The sequence below is a fragment of the Variovorax gossypii genome, from assembly GCF_003965815.1.
Taxonomy (GTDB): domain Bacteria; phylum Pseudomonadota; class Gammaproteobacteria; order Burkholderiales; family Burkholderiaceae_C; genus Variovorax; species Variovorax gossypii.
Map to the genome: position 1 here is coordinate 886,146 of NZ_RXOE01000002.1, position 14,619 is coordinate 900,764.

13 protein-coding genes are annotated in these 14,619 nt (G+C 68.3%); 7 read left to right on the forward strand and 6 right to left on the reverse strand.

All coding sequences use genetic code 11. The annotated features are described in order from the left end of the window. Positions 1 to 43 precede the first annotated feature (43 nt). The 4 genes from EJP69_RS11775 to EJP69_RS29460 are packed head-to-tail and all read left to right on the forward strand — an operon-like array spanning position 44 to position 5,281. On the forward strand, positions 44 to 1,657 hold the full coding sequence (locus EJP69_RS11775) for a gamma-glutamyltransferase family protein (protein WP_126470230.1): 1,614 nt from the start codon (positions 44 to 46) through the stop codon (positions 1,655 to 1,657). Between the two features lie 45 nt (positions 1,658 to 1,702). Then, entirely contained in the window at positions 1,703 to 2,671 is a 969-nt protein-coding gene (locus tag EJP69_RS11780) for a DMT family transporter (protein WP_240652120.1), read from the forward strand. Between the two features lie 34 nt (positions 2,672 to 2,705). Further along, entirely contained in the window at positions 2,706 to 3,497 is a 792-nt protein-coding gene (locus EJP69_RS11785) for an SDR family oxidoreductase (RefSeq protein WP_126470232.1), read from the forward strand. A gap of 32 nt (positions 3,498 to 3,529) precedes the next feature. Continuing rightward, positions 3,530 to 5,281, forward strand: a complete 1,752-nt coding sequence (locus tag EJP69_RS29460; protein ID WP_170217094.1) for a DUF5672 family protein — start codon at positions 3,530 to 3,532, stop codon at positions 5,279 to 5,281. A 6-nt stretch (positions 5,282 to 5,287) separates the two neighbouring features. Here EJP69_RS29460 and EJP69_RS11795 read toward each other — a convergent pair whose 3' ends face one another. Further along, positions 5,288 to 6,196 (reverse strand): DMT family transporter, encoded by a 909-nt coding sequence (locus EJP69_RS11795; RefSeq protein WP_126470234.1) that lies wholly within the window; start codon positions 6,194 to 6,196, stop codon positions 5,288 to 5,290. A 127-nt stretch (positions 6,197 to 6,323) separates the two neighbouring features. Here EJP69_RS11795 and EJP69_RS11800 point away from each other — a divergent pair, with 127 nt between their 5' ends. From EJP69_RS11800 to EJP69_RS11810, 3 genes are all read left to right on the forward strand, one after another. After that, complete coding sequence (locus EJP69_RS11800; protein WP_093205474.1) at positions 6,324 to 7,310, forward strand: quinone oxidoreductase family protein; 987 nt, start codon at positions 6,324 to 6,326, stop codon at positions 7,308 to 7,310. A gap of 114 nt (positions 7,311 to 7,424) precedes the next feature. Further along, positions 7,425 to 7,826, forward strand: coding sequence for a response regulator (locus tag EJP69_RS11805; protein ID WP_093205471.1), 402 nt, complete (start codon positions 7,425 to 7,427; stop codon positions 7,824 to 7,826). Positions 7,827 to 8,022: 196 nt separating this feature from the next. Continuing rightward, complete coding sequence (locus EJP69_RS11810) at positions 8,023 to 9,018, forward strand: bile acid:sodium symporter family protein (RefSeq protein WP_093205469.1); 996 nt, start codon at positions 8,023 to 8,025, stop codon at positions 9,016 to 9,018. Between the two features lie 22 nt (positions 9,019 to 9,040). Here the strand turns inward: EJP69_RS11810 and EJP69_RS11815 are convergent, their stop codons facing one another. The 5 genes from EJP69_RS11815 to EJP69_RS11835 all read right to left on the reverse strand — a co-directional run bounded on the left by EJP69_RS11815 (position 9,041) and on the right by EJP69_RS11835 (position 14,605). Beyond that, positions 9,041 to 10,702, reverse strand: a complete 1,662-nt coding sequence (locus tag EJP69_RS11815) for a Na/Pi cotransporter family protein (protein ID WP_093205467.1) — start codon at positions 10,700 to 10,702, stop codon at positions 9,041 to 9,043. A gap of 335 nt (positions 10,703 to 11,037) precedes the next feature. Beyond that, a complete protein-coding gene (locus tag EJP69_RS11820) occupies positions 11,038 to 11,889 on the reverse strand; it encodes a phosphodiesterase (RefSeq protein ID WP_126470236.1) in 852 nt (283 codons plus the stop codon). Further along, positions 11,886 to 12,947, reverse strand: a complete 1,062-nt coding sequence (locus EJP69_RS11825; RefSeq protein ID WP_093306001.1) for an ABC transporter ATP-binding protein — start codon at positions 12,945 to 12,947, stop codon at positions 11,886 to 11,888. Before EJP69_RS11825 ends, EJP69_RS11820 begins: the two co-directional genes overlap by 4 nt. Further along, positions 12,937 to 13,737: an ABC transporter permease gene (locus EJP69_RS11830; protein ID WP_093205462.1), complete on the reverse strand. Its 801-nt coding sequence runs from the start codon at positions 13,735 to 13,737 to the stop codon at positions 12,937 to 12,939. The genes EJP69_RS11825 and EJP69_RS11830 overlap by 11 nt, the downstream gene beginning before the upstream one ends. A 10-nt stretch (positions 13,738 to 13,747) precedes the next feature. Then, a complete protein-coding gene (locus tag EJP69_RS11835; protein WP_126470238.1) occupies positions 13,748 to 14,605 on the reverse strand; it encodes an ABC transporter permease in 858 nt (285 codons plus the stop codon). Positions 14,606 to 14,619 lie beyond the last annotated feature (14 nt).

A 14,619-nucleotide genomic window follows, 5' to 3' on the forward strand; every position in this document is an offset into this window, starting at 1 on the left:
TCGGTGTTTCCCGAATTGTTCACGCCATCCCTGAAAGCACGGTATGAAGTTTGACTACGCCAACCCCTATCTCTCCACGCGCATTCCCATCTTCGCGCGCAACGTGGTCTCGACCTCGCATCCGCTGGCCTCGCAGGCCGGGCTGCGCATCCTGCAGCAGGGCGGCAACGCGGTCGACGCGGCCATCGCCACCGCTGCCGTGATGACGCTGGTCGAGCCGGTGAGCAACGGCCTGGGCAGCGACGCCTTCTGCATCCTGTGGGACGGCGAGAAGCTGCACGGCCTCAACGCTTCCGGCCCCGCGCCGAAGGCCTGGACGCCCGAGTACTTCAAGGCCAAGTACGGCGCCGACGCGGCCAATCCGCCGATGCGCGGTATCGATTCGGTCACCGTGCCTGGCGCGGTGCGCGGCTGGGTGGCGCTGAGCGAGCGCTTCGGCAAGCTGCCGTTCGCCGACCTGCTGGCGCCAGCCATCGACATCGCCGAGCGCGGCTACCTGGTGCCGCCGGTGGTGCAGGGCAAGTGGGCGGCGGCCACGCCGATCCTGCAGTCGCAGCCGGGCTTCGCCCAGACCTTCCTGCCGTGGGGCCGTGCGCCCGAGGTGGGCGACATGTTCCGCTTCACGGCCGCCGCGCGCGCGCTCAAGGCCATCGCCCGCACCAAGGGCGAGGCCTACTACAACGGCGAGATCGCCGAGGCGCTGGCGAAGTTCTCCACCGAGCAGGGCGGCGCGCTCACCGTGGCCGACCTCGCGGCCTACCAGCCCGAGTGGGTCGAGCCCCTCTCGCGCGACTATCGCGGCCACACGCTGCACGAGATTCCGCCGAACGGCCAGGGCATCGCCGCGCTGATCGCGCTGGGCATCCTGGAGAAGTTCGACATCGCCTCGCTGCCGGTCGACTCGGTGCAGTCGCAGCACCTGCAGATCGAGGCCATGAAGCTGGCCTTTGCCGACGTGTACCGCTACGTGTCGGAGCGCAGGACCATGGAAGTGACGACCGAGCAGATGCTCGACGACGCCTACCTGGCCTCGCGCGCCCGCCTGATCGACGTGAAGAAGGCGCAGGACTTCAAGGCCGGCAACCCCGTGAAGGGCGGCACCATCTACCTCACGGCCGCCGACGAGAGCGGCATGATGGTCAGCTTCATCCAGAGCAACTACATGGGCTTCGGCTCCGGCTGCGTGGAGCCCGAGTACGGCATCAGCCTGCAGAACCGCGGCCACGGCTTCAGCCTGAAGGCCGAGAGCCCGAACGTGGTGGCGCCGGGCAAGCGCCCGTTCCACACCATCATCCCGGCCTTCCTCACGAAGAACGGCCAGCCTGTGATGAGCTTCGGCGTGATGGGCGGCAACATGCAGCCGCAGGGCCACATGCAGACGCTGGTGCGCATGCTCGACTACGGGCAGAACCCGCAGGCCGCATGCGACGCGCCGCGCTGGCGCTTCAATGCGGGGCTGGAGATCAACGTCGAGGCCGCGATGAACCCGGCCACGGTGCAGGGCCTGCGCGAGCTGGGCCATCACCTGGAAGTGATCAACGACTCGTACCAGGACTTCGGCGCCGGCCAGTTCATCTGGCGCGCGGGCGATCCCTCGGTGGAGGGCTACGTGGCCGCCAGCGACCCGCGCCGCGACGGCGCGGCAGCGGGGTACTGAGCCGGCGCCCGGACAGGGGTTTGCGGTTGCCGCGATGATCGGGGGATGAACAAGACAGCCGCGACGGCCGGCGATTCCCTCCAGCCTGCCCCGCAACCCTCCCGCGATGCCGCCAGGAAAGGCATCGCCACCGGTCTCGTCCTCGCCACCCTGGGCGCCATCGCGTTCAGCGGCAAGGCCATCATCGTCAAGCTGGCGTACCGCTACGGCGTGGACGCGGTGACGCTCATCATGCTGCGCATGCTGTTCGCGCTGCCGCTCTTCGCGCTGATGGCGTGGTGGGCCGGGCGCGGCAAGCCCGCGCTCACCGGGCGCGACTGGATCGGCGTGATCGGCCTGGGCTTCTCGGGCTACTACCTCGCGAGCTTTCTCGACTTCGCTGGGCTGGCCTACATCTCGGCCAGCTTCGAGCGGCTGATCCTCTATCTCAACCCGACTCTGGTGCTGTTCTTCGGCTGGCTGCTCTACCGGCGCCACCCGACGCGCCCGCAGGTGCTGGGCATGATCGTGAGCTACGCCGGCGTGCTGCTGGTATTCGGCCACGAGCTGTGGACCGGAGGCGGCGGCAAGGGCGGCGGCGCGGCGGCCTGGGGCGCCTTCCTGGTGTTCCTGAGCGCGGTGAGCTATGCGGGCTACCTCGTCTACAGCGGCGAATTCGTCAAGCGGCTGGGGTCGCTGCGGCTCGTGGGGCTGGCCACCACCGTGGCCTGCGTGCTGTGCATATTGCAGTTCGTGCTGACGCGGCCGATGAGCGTGGCCATGGATGTCGCGCCCGAGGTGATCTGGCTGTCGGTGCTCAACGCCACGCTGTGCACGGCGGTGCCCGTGCTCATGGTGATGATGGCCATCGAGCGCATCGGCCCTGCCATGGCCGCGCAGACCGGCATGATCGGGCCGCTGTCGACCATCCTCATGGGGGTGGTCATACTTGGCGAGCCGTTCACGCCGTGGATCGCGGCCGGCACCGTGCTCGTGATCGCGGGCATTTTCGTTTTCACGCGCAAGGGGCGCTGAGCCCCTTGCCGGTTTGTTTCACTGGAGCAAAGACATGGATCTGGGTATTGCAGGCAAGACCGCGCTGGTGTGCGGCGCGAGCAAGGGGCTGGGCTACGGCTGCGCCGAGGCGCTGGTGCGCGAGGGCGTCAACGTGGTGATCGTGGCGCGCGGCGCAGAGGCGCTGGAAGCCGCCGCGAAGAAGCTGACGGAGGCGGCCGGTGCATCGGGTCCCTTCGTGAAGCACGTGGCCGCCGACATCACCACCGAGGCCGGCCGCGCCGCTGTGTTCGCGCTGGGCCATGACTTCGACATCGTCGTCACCAACGCAGGCGGCCCGCCGCCCGGCGACTTCCGCAACTGGGACCGCGAGGCGTGGATCAAGGCGGTCGACGCCAACATGCTCACCCCCATCGAGCTCATCAAGGCCACGGTGGACGGCATGGCCAAGCGCGGCTACGGCCGCATCGTGAACATCACCTCGAGCTCGGTGAAGTCTCCCATCGACATCCTGGGTTTGTCGAACGGCGCGCGCAGCGGCCTCACCGGCTTCGTGGCCGGCGTGGCGCGCACGGCCGTCGCGGCGCAGGGCGTGACCATCAACAACCTGCTGCCGGGCTCCTTCGACACCGATCGCCTGAAGGGCACGATGGCCGGCGCCGCGCAGAAGTCGGGCCAGGACTTCGACACCGTGTGGGAAGCCCGCAAGAAGAACATTCCGGCCAAGCGCTTCGGCACGCCGGCCGAGTTCGGCGCCATCTGCGCCTTCCTGTGCAGCATGCAGGCCGGCTACATGACCGGCCAGAACATCCTGGCCGACGGCGGCGCCTACCCAGGCACCTACTGAGCGCGGTTCACGAGAGCGACGGGAGGCGCATCGTGAGCAGGGAGTCATTCGAAAAAATTACGCTGGTCTCGGTCACGGGGCTGCCCGATGCGCGCGGCGCGGCGCTGGCCCTGCAGCACAGCCAGGCGCAGATGCCCGGCGCGCGGGCCCTGCTGTGCAGCCCGCAGGCGCCCGGCGGCCTTGCACCCGGCATCGAACATCTGCGGATCGCACCGCTGAACTACCACGAGTACAGCTGGTTCATGATGTTCGCGCTCTGGCGCGCGGTGCGCACGGAGTTCGCTCTGGTCGTGCAGGAAGACGGCTGGGTCGTCAACGCGACCAACTGGAGCGACGAATTCCTGGGCTGCGACTACATCGGCGCGCCCATCCATCTCGCAAAGATCGATGCCCCGCAGGGCACGTACTGGCGCAACAGCTTCGAGTGGGCGGAAGAGCTGGCGAAGCCCGGCCACGTCGTCACGCCGATCCAGAACGGCGGCTTCAGCCTGCGCAGCATGCGCTTCATGCGGGCGCTGGTCGACCATCCGCACATCCGCGTGGAGATTCCGCCGCCCGATGCAGTGGGCGGCGATCCTCTGCGGATGCACTGGGACCACAACGCGCTGCTCGAAGACGTGCAGCTCAGCGGCGTGCTGCGCCCCGCGCTGGAGGCCGTCGGCATGCGCTTCGCGCCGCTGGAGCTGGCGCGCAGCTTCGCCATCGAGCATGCGGGGCCGCAGCTGCACCATGGCTACAACGCGATGCTGCTGTTCGGTCATCACGCGAAGGTGCGGCAGCTGGCGAGCCTGTCGCCGCTCACGCTGCGTTCGATGATCCCGCTGTCGCAGCTCGACAGCTGGTATGGCGAGCGCGACATCCTGCAGATGTTCGAGCGCAACGGCTATCGCATCGAGTTCGCGCCGGAACCTGGGGCTCCCGTCGCAGCCGCAACGCGCAAGGTCTACGACTGCATCACCTACAACGGCGAGGCCGACATCCTCGCAGTGAGGCTGCACGAGTTGTCCGACGTGGTCGATTGCTTCGTGATCGTCGAGGCCGACCGCACCTTCAGCGGCGAGCCGAAGGCGCTTCGCTTCGATGCTGCAGACCCGCGCATCGCGCCGTTCCTGCCGCGCATCCGCTACATCGCCGTGCACGACATGCCGGTGATCGACGAGGCAGCCGACGCCGCGCCCGTGGTGGGCGACTGGCACTCCGACGCGCCGAAGTCGGGCTTCTGGATACGCGAGAAATTCCAGCGCAACCAGGTCATGCGCGGGCTGCACGATGCGGCACCGCACGACCTGGTGATGATCTCCGACGCCGACGAGATCCCGCGCGCCGAGGTGGTCCGCGCGATGCGCGACGACCGCCGGCATGAAGCCTTCGGCCTGTGCCTGGCCTTCTATTACTTCTATGCGAACTACCGCAATGTCGAAGGGCCCGAGGCCTCTTCGGTATGGACGGTGGCGGTCAGGCGCTCGCAGCTCGACAGCCTCACGCCCGACCAGCTGCGCATGCGCGTTCGCAACGGCGCACAACCCGCGCTGATCCTCGCCGATGCCGGCTGGCACTTCTCGTACCTCGCGATGGACGAGGACGCCGTGCGCGCCAAGATCCGCGGCTTCGCGCACCAGGAATACAACTCGCGGGAGTTCCTCGATGCCGTCGACATTCCCGCGCTGCTGGCTTCGGGGCGCGATCTCTACGGTCGCCCGGGCTACGTCTGGCGGCTGGTGGACAAGGCCGAGGCGCCGGGCTGGATGCGAGAGAGTCCCGAACTGGCCAGGCTCTTCGCCTGAGAGCCGTCAGCGCCGGGACGCCACCACGATCCCGCCCACGATCAGCAGGAATGCAGCGCCGTGGTACCAGTGCGGCGGCTCCCTCAGGAAGGCCGCCGACAGCACTGCCGCGAAGAGCGGCGTGAGGTTCATGAAGATGCTCGCCGCCTGCGGCCCGGCGCGCTGCACGCCGGTGCCCCAGCAGCGGTAGGCCACCACGGCGGGGCCGATGCCGATGAACAGCATCGCCGCAATGAGCGGCCAGCCGAGGTCGATGTGGGCAGGCGTCAGCGTCCATTCGCCCGCGGCCAGCGCGCCCGACCATGCGATGCCGAACACCAGCTGCGCCATCAGGAACGAGGCCCAGTCCTGCCGCACCGCGCGGGGCTCGTGCGTGCGCGCCAGCAGCCAGCTGTAGAAGGCCCAGGCGATGGTGCCCGCGATCATGTACAGGTCGCCCGGCACCAGCCGCAGCCCGAGCAGCTGTTGCCATTCGCCGCGGCTGAGCACCAGCAGCACACCCACCATCGACAGCAGCGCGCCGCCGATCTCGCGCGAGCTGACGCGCGCGCCGAAGAAGAGGGCGCCCACCGCGAGCATCCACAGCGGCAGGCTCGATCCGACCAGCGTCACGTTGATGGGCGTGGAGGTCTGAAGCGCCAGGTACTGGAAGGCGTTGTACAGGCCGATGCCCAGCAGCCCGAGCACGGCGTAGCGCTTCCAGTGCGCCCAAAGCGGGCTGCCGCGACGCAGCACCGGCACGGCCAGCGGAAGCAGCAGCGCGAACGCGATCACCCAGCGCACGAAGTTCAGCGTGAGCGGCGACACCAGTTCGCGCACCAGCCTGCCGACGACGGCGTTGCCGGCCCACAGCAGCGGCGGAACGACGAGCAGGAAGACGGTGAGAGGGGCGAGGCGCTGCGGCTGTGTCTGCATGGGCGCCGACTCTACCGGGCAATGATTCCCCGCGCCGTCGCGGGAAGCTCAAACATGGCAGGATGCCTTTCCCTTCTTCTTTCCCTTCTTTCCCTTCTTTACTTTCCAGAGCTTGGAGACAGCAACGATGAAGAGCAAAGCCGTCCGTATCGACCGTCATGGCGGTCCCGAAGAACTGAAGATCGTCGAGGTGGAGGTCGGCGAGCCCGGCCCGGGCGAGATCCGCATCCGCCACAAGGCCGTGGGCCTGAACTTCATCGACACCTACCAGCGCAGCGGGCTCTATCCGTTCCAGATGCCGCTGCAGCTCGGGATGGAAGCCTCGGGCGTGGTCGAGGCGGTGGGCGAGGGCGTCACCCACCTGAAGGCGGGCGACCGCGCGGCCTACGCGAGCCAGCCGCCCGGCGCCTACAGCGAGCTGCGCGTGATGCCGGCGAAGAACGTGTGCAGGCTGCCCGACGACATCTCCTTCGAGACCGGCGCCGCCATGATGCTCAAGGGCCTGACCACGCAATACCTGCTGAAGAAGACGCTGCCGGCCGAAGGCCTGCAGGCCGGCGACTTCATCCTGTTCCATGCCGCCGCCGGCGGCGTCGGGCTGATCGCCTGCCAGTGGGCCAAGGCGCTGGGCCTGCAGCTGATCGGCACGGCCGGCAGCGACGCCAAGTGCAAGCTCGCGCTGGAATACGGTGCGGCGCACGCCATCAACTACAGCACCGAGAACTTCGCGGCCCGCGTGAAGGAGATCACCGGCGGCAAGGGCGTGAAGGTGGTGTACGACTCGGTGGGCAAGGACACCTTCGAGGGCTCCATCGACTGCCTGCGCCCGTTCGGCCTGCTGGCGATCTTCGGCAACGGTTCCGGTCCGGTGCCGCCGGTCAACCTCGGCATGCTGGCCTCCAAGGGCTCGCTCTACATCACCCGGCCCACGCTCTTCACTCACATGGCGACGCGCGAAAGCACGCAGGCGATGGCCGACGACCTGTTCGCGGTGGTGCGAAGCGGCGCGGTGAAGATCCCCATCGAGCAGCGCTATCCGCTGGCCGACGTGCAGCAGGCGCACCGCGACCTGGAAGCGCGCAAGACCACGGGCTGCACGATCCTGACGCTCTGAGCCTTTGGTTGTACGGGCGCCAGTCTTGTCCTACCGGCGCAGGGGTGTCATGCCTTCGACTTGTGCAAAGCGCACTTTGTAGCCTGTGGGCACAGTACAGAGGCAAGCCACTCCATGACCACCGTTCGCACTTTCATCGTCGAGGACAACCCCACCATCCGCAGGAACCTGGCGGGCACGCTGCGGGAGGTGGCGCGGGTCGATCCCGTCGGCGAGGCCGAGTCCGAGGAAGAGGGCTCGCGCTGGCTGACCCGGAACCTGTCGCAGTGGGACCTGGCCATCGTCGACCTGTTCCTGAAGGACGGCACCGGCTTTCGCGTGCTCGAGGCCTGCCGCGACCGCAGCCCGTGGCAGAAGATCGTGGTGCTCAGCAACTACGCCACGCCCGAGATGCGGCGCAAGTGCGTGCACCTCGGCGCCGACGCGGTGTTCGACAAGGCCACCGAGATCGACGACCTGATCGACTACTGCCTCAGCCGCCGTCAGGCGCAGTTCAGTTCGTCCGCGGCACACTGAAGCGCTGAGGTAGGGCATTTTCCGGCTGCCCGGCAGCGATGCCGGAATTCGCCGAAAATCCACCCTCGAATGGCGCGAGGAGCACGCGCCGGGCTCCGCAAAGTGGCGACGAGATTCATGCGCGGAAATCACACATTCCCCTGCTGAGTCGGCCTGCGCGCCTGCAACGCGCGTGGCGTTCGTCCCGAGTTGCTACATGTCCCGCCCCCGTTTCCTTCCCGACAACTTCACCCTCGCGCTTCTTTCGGTCGTGACCCTCGCAAGCCTGCTGCCGGCCAGCGGGCAGGTCGCGCATTTCTTCGAGGGGCTGACCACGGTCGCCATCGGCCTGCTGTTCTTCCTGCACGGGGCCAAGCTGTCGCGCGAGGCGATCGTGAACGGGCTCATGCACTGGCGGCTGCACCTGCTGGTGTTCGGCAGCACCTTCGTGCTGTTTCCGGTGCTCGGGCTGGCGCTCAAGCCCTTCCTGCTGCCGCTGGTGACGCCCCAGCTCTACACCGGCGTGCTGTACCTGTGCGTGCTGCCCGCCACGGTGCAGTCGGCCATCGCCTTCACCGCGATGGCTCGGGGCAACATGCCGGCGGCCATCTGCAGCGCTTCGGCGTCCACCCTGCTGGGGGTGTTCATCACGCCGGTGCTGGTCAACCTGGTGGTCCTGCCCGACGGCGGCCATGCGACCTCGTCGCTGGACTCCATCGGCCGCATCCTGCTGCAGCTGATGGTGCCGTTCGCGGCCGGGCATCTGCTGCGCCCGGTGATCGGGAAGTGGATCCAGCGCCGCGCCGCGGTGCTGAAGTTCGTCGACCAGGGCTCGATCCTGCTGGTGGTCTACACCGCGTTCAGCGCGGCCGTGATCGAGGGGCTGTGGCGGCAGGTGCCGGCGCATGCGCTGGTCGGCCTGCTGGTGGTGTGCGCGGTGGTGCTGGGGCTGGCCCTGAGCCTCACGACCCTGCTGGCGCGCAAGCTGGGCTTCGACACCGAGGACGAGATCACCATCGTGTTCTGCGGCTCCAAGAAGAGCCTGGCCAGCGGCATCCCGATGGCGAAGGTGCTGTTCGCCTCGCACGCCGTGGGGGCCATCGTGCTGCCGCTGATGCTGTTCCACCAGATGCAGCTGATGGTCTGCGCGGTGCTGGCGCAGCGCTATGCGCGGCGGGGGCGCGAGACTTCCCTGCTGAAGACGGCCGAGTAGCCCGCAGGCAGCCGCAGGCCGTTCAGCCTTCGATGTTGCCCAGCCGCGATTCCCGCAGCCGGCTGGGCGCCAGCGCCCCGGCCGACTCCAGGATCGGGTATGCGATCGAGCAGATGTGCGAGTTGATGCGCTTCAGGTCGCTGATCAGGTCGATGTGCAGCGAGCTGGTCTCGATGCTCAGCGTGGTGCGGTCCGACAGCCGGTCGAGGTGTGTGGTGGCGTAGGCTCGCTCCAGGTCGCGGAAGCGCGCCTTTTCCTCCAGCAGCTTCTGCGCGTCGCGCACGTTGCCGTTGAGGAACACGCTCATGCTCAGCCGCAGGTTGGCCACCAGCCTCCCGTGCAGCTCGACGATCTCGGCCATGCCGGCCTCGGAGAAGTTGCGCTGCGGTTTGATCTTCTTGTCTTCCACGTCGATGATCACGCGCTCGATGATGTCGCCGATCTGCTCCATGTTGATCGTGAAGCTGATGATGTCGGTCCAGCGCCGGCTTTCCTCCTCGCCCAACGCCTCGCGCGAGATGCGCGTCATGTAGTACTTGATGGCCGAGTAGAGCTGGTCCACCGTGTCGTCGAGCTGCCTGAGCTCCTGCGCCAGCCGCAGGTCGTTGTTGCGGATCACGTCGAGCGTGCCGATCAGCATGGTTTCCACCACGTCGGCCTGGTGCAGCGCCTCGCGCGCGGCGTTGGAGATCGCGAGCGAGGGCGTCGACAGCGCAGACGGGTCCAGGTGATGCGGCCGGGTCGTGCCGGCCGGCTGCTGCGGCTCCGGCAGGATGTGCGTCACCAGCTTGGCGACCCACTGCGTGAGGCCGATGAAGCCCACGCTGATCACGACGTTGAACGCCAGGTGGAACAACACCACGCCATGGGTCTGGTTCGGCAGCTGGGGCTGCACGTAGCGGATCCACAGCCCGACGAAGGGTGCCACGATGGCCACGCCCAGCACCTTGAAGAGCAGGTTGCCGATGGTCACCTGCCGCACCGACACCGCCGACTTGGCAGTGGTCAGCACCGCCAGCAGGCCGCTGCCGAGGTTGGCGCCGAGCACGAGCCCGAGCGCGACGTCCAGCGGCACCACGTTCGAGGTGGCCATGGCCGCCACCAGCAGCACCACCGCGAGGCTCGAATAGGCCACGATGGCCAGCACGGAGCCGATGGTGATCTCGAGCAGCACGTCGCTGTTGATCGATGCGAGCAGCGCGCGGATCGCCGGCGAGGAGAACAAGGGCTCGGTGGCTTCCACCACCAACTGCAGCGCCAGCAGCATCAGCCCGAGCCCGATCAGCACCCGGCCGACGCGCCCCGCCACCGTGGCCGAGCGCGTGATGAAGAGCACCACGCCCACGAAGATGAACATCGGCGAAAGCCACGAGAGGTCGGCCGAGAACAGCACCGAGATCAGCGCCGTGCCCACGTCGGCGCCCCGCATCACCGCCAGCGCCGCCGGCAGCGTGACCAAGCCCTGCCCGACGAAGGACGAGGTCATGAGCGAGGTGGCGGTGCTCGACTGCACCAGCGCCGTCACGCCGATGCCCGAGAGGGCGGCCGTGAACCGGTTGCGCATGCTCTGCACGAGGATCTTGCGCAGGTTGGCGCCGAACACGCGCAGCACGCCGGTGCGGACCAAGTGCGTGCCCCACACCAGCAGGGCCACTGCCGCCAGCAGATTCAGGAGATGCTTCATGGGTGTCGGGTTCTATCCTTTTCGTTTTGGTTCGTTTTCGACCCCATTTTCCACAAGTGAGCGTCCAGGGCTAGGGCCTGTTCACACTATTGAAGGGGTCGCGTTGCTGCGCAAAGGGGCTGAATGCAAGGCGCCCGCGCGCAGCAAGGCTGATGCCTTGCAAGCGCGGGCAACGCCGCAGACAGCCCCTTTGCGCAGCAACCCGAAGGGAAGCCCGCCACAGCCCGCCCCTGCGCGTTGCGCTCCTTGAGCGTGTGGACACACGCACTGCGTCACGCGCCTTCAGGGGCGGGCTGTGGCGGGCTTCGCGACCCCTTCAATAGTGTGAACAGGCCCTAATCGATCAGTGCTCCGTTGTCGTGGAAGGGGTAGGGGCCCTCGAAGCTGCCCGATGCCGCGAGGTGGGTGACCAGCCGTCGCCCGCGCGCGGACCAGGCATGTACCCGGAATGAGGGCGGCTCCAGCGTCCAGGCCGAATCGGCGTCAGGAGCCAGGTCGAGGCAGACCTGGTGGGCCTGTGCCGGCGAGGTGGAGGCGATGGTGCCGCCGAAGCGCACGTCGATCGCCCGGTGCAGGTGGCCGCAGATGATGCGCTCGACGTTCGGATAGCGCGAGACCAGCGCTTCCAGCGCGTCGGCGCCCTCCAGCAGGCCGATTTCGTCCATGTGGCCGATCAGCGTCTCGAAGGGCGGATGGTGCATGGCGATGACGACGGGCTCGTCGCGACAGGCGTCGAGCTGCGCTTCGAGCCAGCCCAGCCGCTTCTCGCACAGCGAGCCGTGGCTGGCGCCGGGCACGCAGGTGTCGAGCGTGAGCAGGCGCAGGTCGCCGACCCGTACCGAATACTGGACGAAGCCGTCGCTGTTCGTGCCGAGGTGGGCGTGGCCGGGGAAGCTGCGGCGCAGCTGATCGCGGTCGTCGTGGTTGCCGGGCATCAGGTAGACCGGCATGGTCAGCGGGGCGAGCAGGCGGGCGAGATGCTCGTACTCGGCGGCGCGGCCGAAGTCGGTCAGGTCGCCGGTGACGACCACCGCATCAGGCTGCTGGCGCAGGGCCAGCACCGACTGGACGGCGCGCTCCAGGTACGGGGCCGTGTCGATGCGGCCATAGGCCAGGCGGCCCGGCTCGCGGATGTGCAGATCGGTCAGCTGGACCAGGATGGTGTTGCGGAGTGCTTGTGTGGTCATGCGCTGGTTTCCTGCGACGTCATCAGCCGGTCGGGGTGGATGCGCAGGCCCACCGCGTCGCCCGGTCCGAAGGGATTGTCGCGCCCCACATCGGCCACAAGCATGGGCTGGTCTTGCGCGCGCAGGTGCAGTTGCACGCGGTCGCCGAGGAAGGTGCGGCGCTCGACGACGGCGGCGGCCCAGTCCAGCTGGGGCACGCCGACCTCGATGTCCTCGGGCCGTACCAGCAGCGTCGCATGGCCCTGCCAGGCGCCGGGGCAGGGCATGGTCGTTCCTCCGAGTCGGACAACGCCCTGCGCGATGGCGTCCTGCCCTCGCTCCAGCCGGTTGACCCGGCCCAGGAACTCCGCAACGAAGGGATGCGAGGGCGAGCGGTACAGGTCTTCGCCACGGCCCACCTGCACGATGCGGCCGGCGCGCATCACCGCGAGCCGGTCGGCGATGGCCAGCGCCTCCTGCTGGTCGTGCGTGACGTGGATGGCCGTGATGTGCAGCCGGCGCAGCAGTTCGGCCAGCTCGTCGCGCAGCGATTCCTTGAGCTTGGCGTCGAGCGCGGCCAGCGGCTCATCGAGCAGCAGCACGCGCGGGCGCACGGCCACGGCACGCGCCAGGGCCACGCGCTGGCGCTGACCGCCGGAGAGCTCGGCGGGGCGCTTGTTCTCCAGGCCGCCCAGGCGCACCAGGTCGACCAGCTCGCCGACGCTGCGCTTCTCTTCCTCGGGCGACACGCCGCGGATGCGCAGGCCGTAACCGATGTTGGCCGCCACCGTCATCTGCGGAAAGAGCGCGTAGCTCTGGAACACCATGCCCACGCCACGGTGCTCCACGGGGCGCTGCGTGACGTCCTGGTCGCCGAACACGATGCGGCTGCCCGCGTCGGGCGATTCCAGCCCGGCGATCAGCCGCAGCAGCGTGGTCTTGCCGCAGCCCGAGGGGCCGAGCAGCGCCAGTACCTCGCCGGCTTCCACCCGCAGGCTGGTGGGCTGCAGGCCGCGCGTGCCGTCGGCGTAGGTCTTCGCGCAGTTGGCGATGTCGATGGGGATGCGTTCAAGTTCCATGGTGTTTCTGGATCAGGTTTGCAAGGTGCTGCAGGCCCCACAGCACCGGAAGGATGACGGCGAAGAAGACCAGCGTGTAGGCCGATCCGATCTCGATGCGCATTGAGGCATAGCTGTCGGCCAGGCCCACGGGCAGCGTGCGGGTGAGCGGGGTGTGCAGCATCCAGGTGAGGTTGAATTCGCCCACCGAGAGCGTGAACACCATCAGGCTGCCGGCCACGATGGCCGGGAACACCGCGGGCACCAGGATGCCCATGAAGCGCTGGCGGAAGTTCGCGCCCAGCGATCGCGCGGCCTCCTCGAGCGCGAGCAGTTCGTCGCGCTGGAAGGCCGAACTCACGGTGCGAACCATGAAGGGCAGCGTGAAGACGATGTGCCCCACGAGGATGAAGGCGAAGCTCTGGCGGAAGGCCGTGAGCTGGCCGTAGGCGAGGATCAGCGCCAGCGCCGTCGCGAGGCCCGGTACGGCGACCGGCAGGGTCAGCAGCTCCTCGAAGATGCGTGCGGCGCGCGAACGGCTGCGTGCCAGCGCATAGGCGCAGGGCACGCCCAGCAGCACGGTGCCGGCGACGCAGGCCACGGCCAGCGCGAGCGACCAGCCCACGGTGCCGCCGTAGTTCTCCCACACCTCGCCGAGCCAGCGCAGCGTGAGGCCGCTCTTCAGGCCGGTGCTGTAGTTGTTGACGAGGCCCGCCATCACCGACAGCAGCATCGGCGCGATCATGAAGAGGCTCACGATCACCGTGACGGCGAGCAGGAAGGGGGCCTTGGCCTGTGTGTTCTTTCGCATGGTGTGTGCCTCAGCGCGCGACGGGGCTCGCGCCGAAGCGGCGCGCGACGAACAGCACCAGCCAGGTCACGACGCCCAGCGAGATCGACAGCGACGCGGCGAGCGCGAAGTTGGCGTAGTTGGTGAACTCGTTGTAGATGGTGATCGGGATCACCTCGAACTTGCTGGCCAGCGTGAAGGCCGTGCCGAAGGCGCCCATCGAGGTGGCGAACAGGATGGCGCCGCAGGCCAGCGTGGTGGGGGCCAGCTCGGGCAGCCACACGTCGCGCGCCACCCGCAGCCGCGAGGCGCCCAGCGAGCGCGCCGCTTCCTCGAGCTGCGTGTTCATCGATTCCGCCGCCGCCGCGTAGGTGGCGATGGCGCGCGGCAGCGAGAAATACAGGTACGCCAGGAACAGCCCGAGCAGGCCGTAGGCGAAGGTGATGCGCTCGCTGAACAGGCTGTCGCCGATGCTGGCCACCACGCCTTGACGTCCGCCGAGCAGGATCACGAAGAAGCCGATGATCACTCCCGGAAAGGACAGTGGCAGCGTGAGCAGCGACAGCAGCATGCGCTTGCCGATGAAGGAGTGGCGTGCGAGGTAGATGCCCACCGCCGCGCCCAGCACCAGCGTGGCCAGCGTCACCGCCACCGAGAGCGCGACGGTGTTGGCCATGCTCGTCAGGTAGCGCGAATCCGTCAGCACGGCGAAGTAGGTCGACCAGCCCTTGTCCGCCGGCAGCGCGAGCAGGCGCACCACCGGCAGCAGCCAGAAGGCCGCGAAGAAGACGGCCGCGGGCGCGACGCAGGCCAGCAGGCGCCAGCGCGGGTTCCAGGCGTTCGGCACGTCGGAGGCGCTGGAGGCGTTCGTGGAAATGGCTTGCGTCATCGCGCGCGGCATCC

Excerpts from the sequence above, each read along its gene's own strand:
- EJP69_RS11775 (WP_126470230.1), top strand. The coding sequence starts at position 44 with ATGAAGTTTGACTACGCCAACCCCTATCTCTCCACGCGCATTCCCATC.
- EJP69_RS11780 (WP_240652120.1), top strand. The coding sequence starts at position 1,703 with ATGAACAAGACAGCCGCGACGGCCGGCGATTCCCTCCAGCCTGCCCCG.
- EJP69_RS11785 (WP_126470232.1), top strand. The coding sequence starts at position 2,706 with ATGGATCTGGGTATTGCAGGCAAGACCGCGCTGGTGTGCGGCGCGAGC.
- EJP69_RS11795 (WP_126470234.1), bottom strand. The coding sequence starts at position 6,196 with ATGCAGACACAGCCGCAGCGCCTCGCCCCTCTCACCGTCTTCCTGCTC.
- EJP69_RS11800 (WP_093205474.1), top strand. The coding sequence starts at position 6,324 with ATGAAGAGCAAAGCCGTCCGTATCGACCGTCATGGCGGTCCCGAAGAA.
- EJP69_RS11805 (WP_093205471.1), top strand. The coding sequence starts at position 7,425 with ATGACCACCGTTCGCACTTTCATCGTCGAGGACAACCCCACCATCCGC.
- EJP69_RS11810 (WP_093205469.1), top strand. The coding sequence starts at position 8,023 with ATGTCCCGCCCCCGTTTCCTTCCCGACAACTTCACCCTCGCGCTTCTT.
- EJP69_RS11815 (WP_093205467.1), bottom strand. The coding sequence starts at position 10,702 with ATGAAGCATCTCCTGAATCTGCTGGCGGCAGTGGCCCTGCTGGTGTGG.
- EJP69_RS11820 (WP_126470236.1), bottom strand. The coding sequence starts at position 11,889 with ATGACCACACAAGCACTCCGCAACACCATCCTGGTCCAGCTGACCGAT.
- EJP69_RS11825 (WP_093306001.1), bottom strand. The coding sequence starts at position 12,947 with ATGGAACTTGAACGCATCCCCATCGACATCGCCAACTGCGCGAAGACC.
- EJP69_RS11830 (WP_093205462.1), bottom strand. The coding sequence starts at position 13,737 with ATGCGAAAGAACACACAGGCCAAGGCCCCCTTCCTGCTCGCCGTCACG.
- EJP69_RS11835 (WP_126470238.1), bottom strand. The coding sequence starts at position 14,605 with ATGACGCAAGCCATTTCCACGAACGCCTCCAGCGCCTCCGACGTGCCG.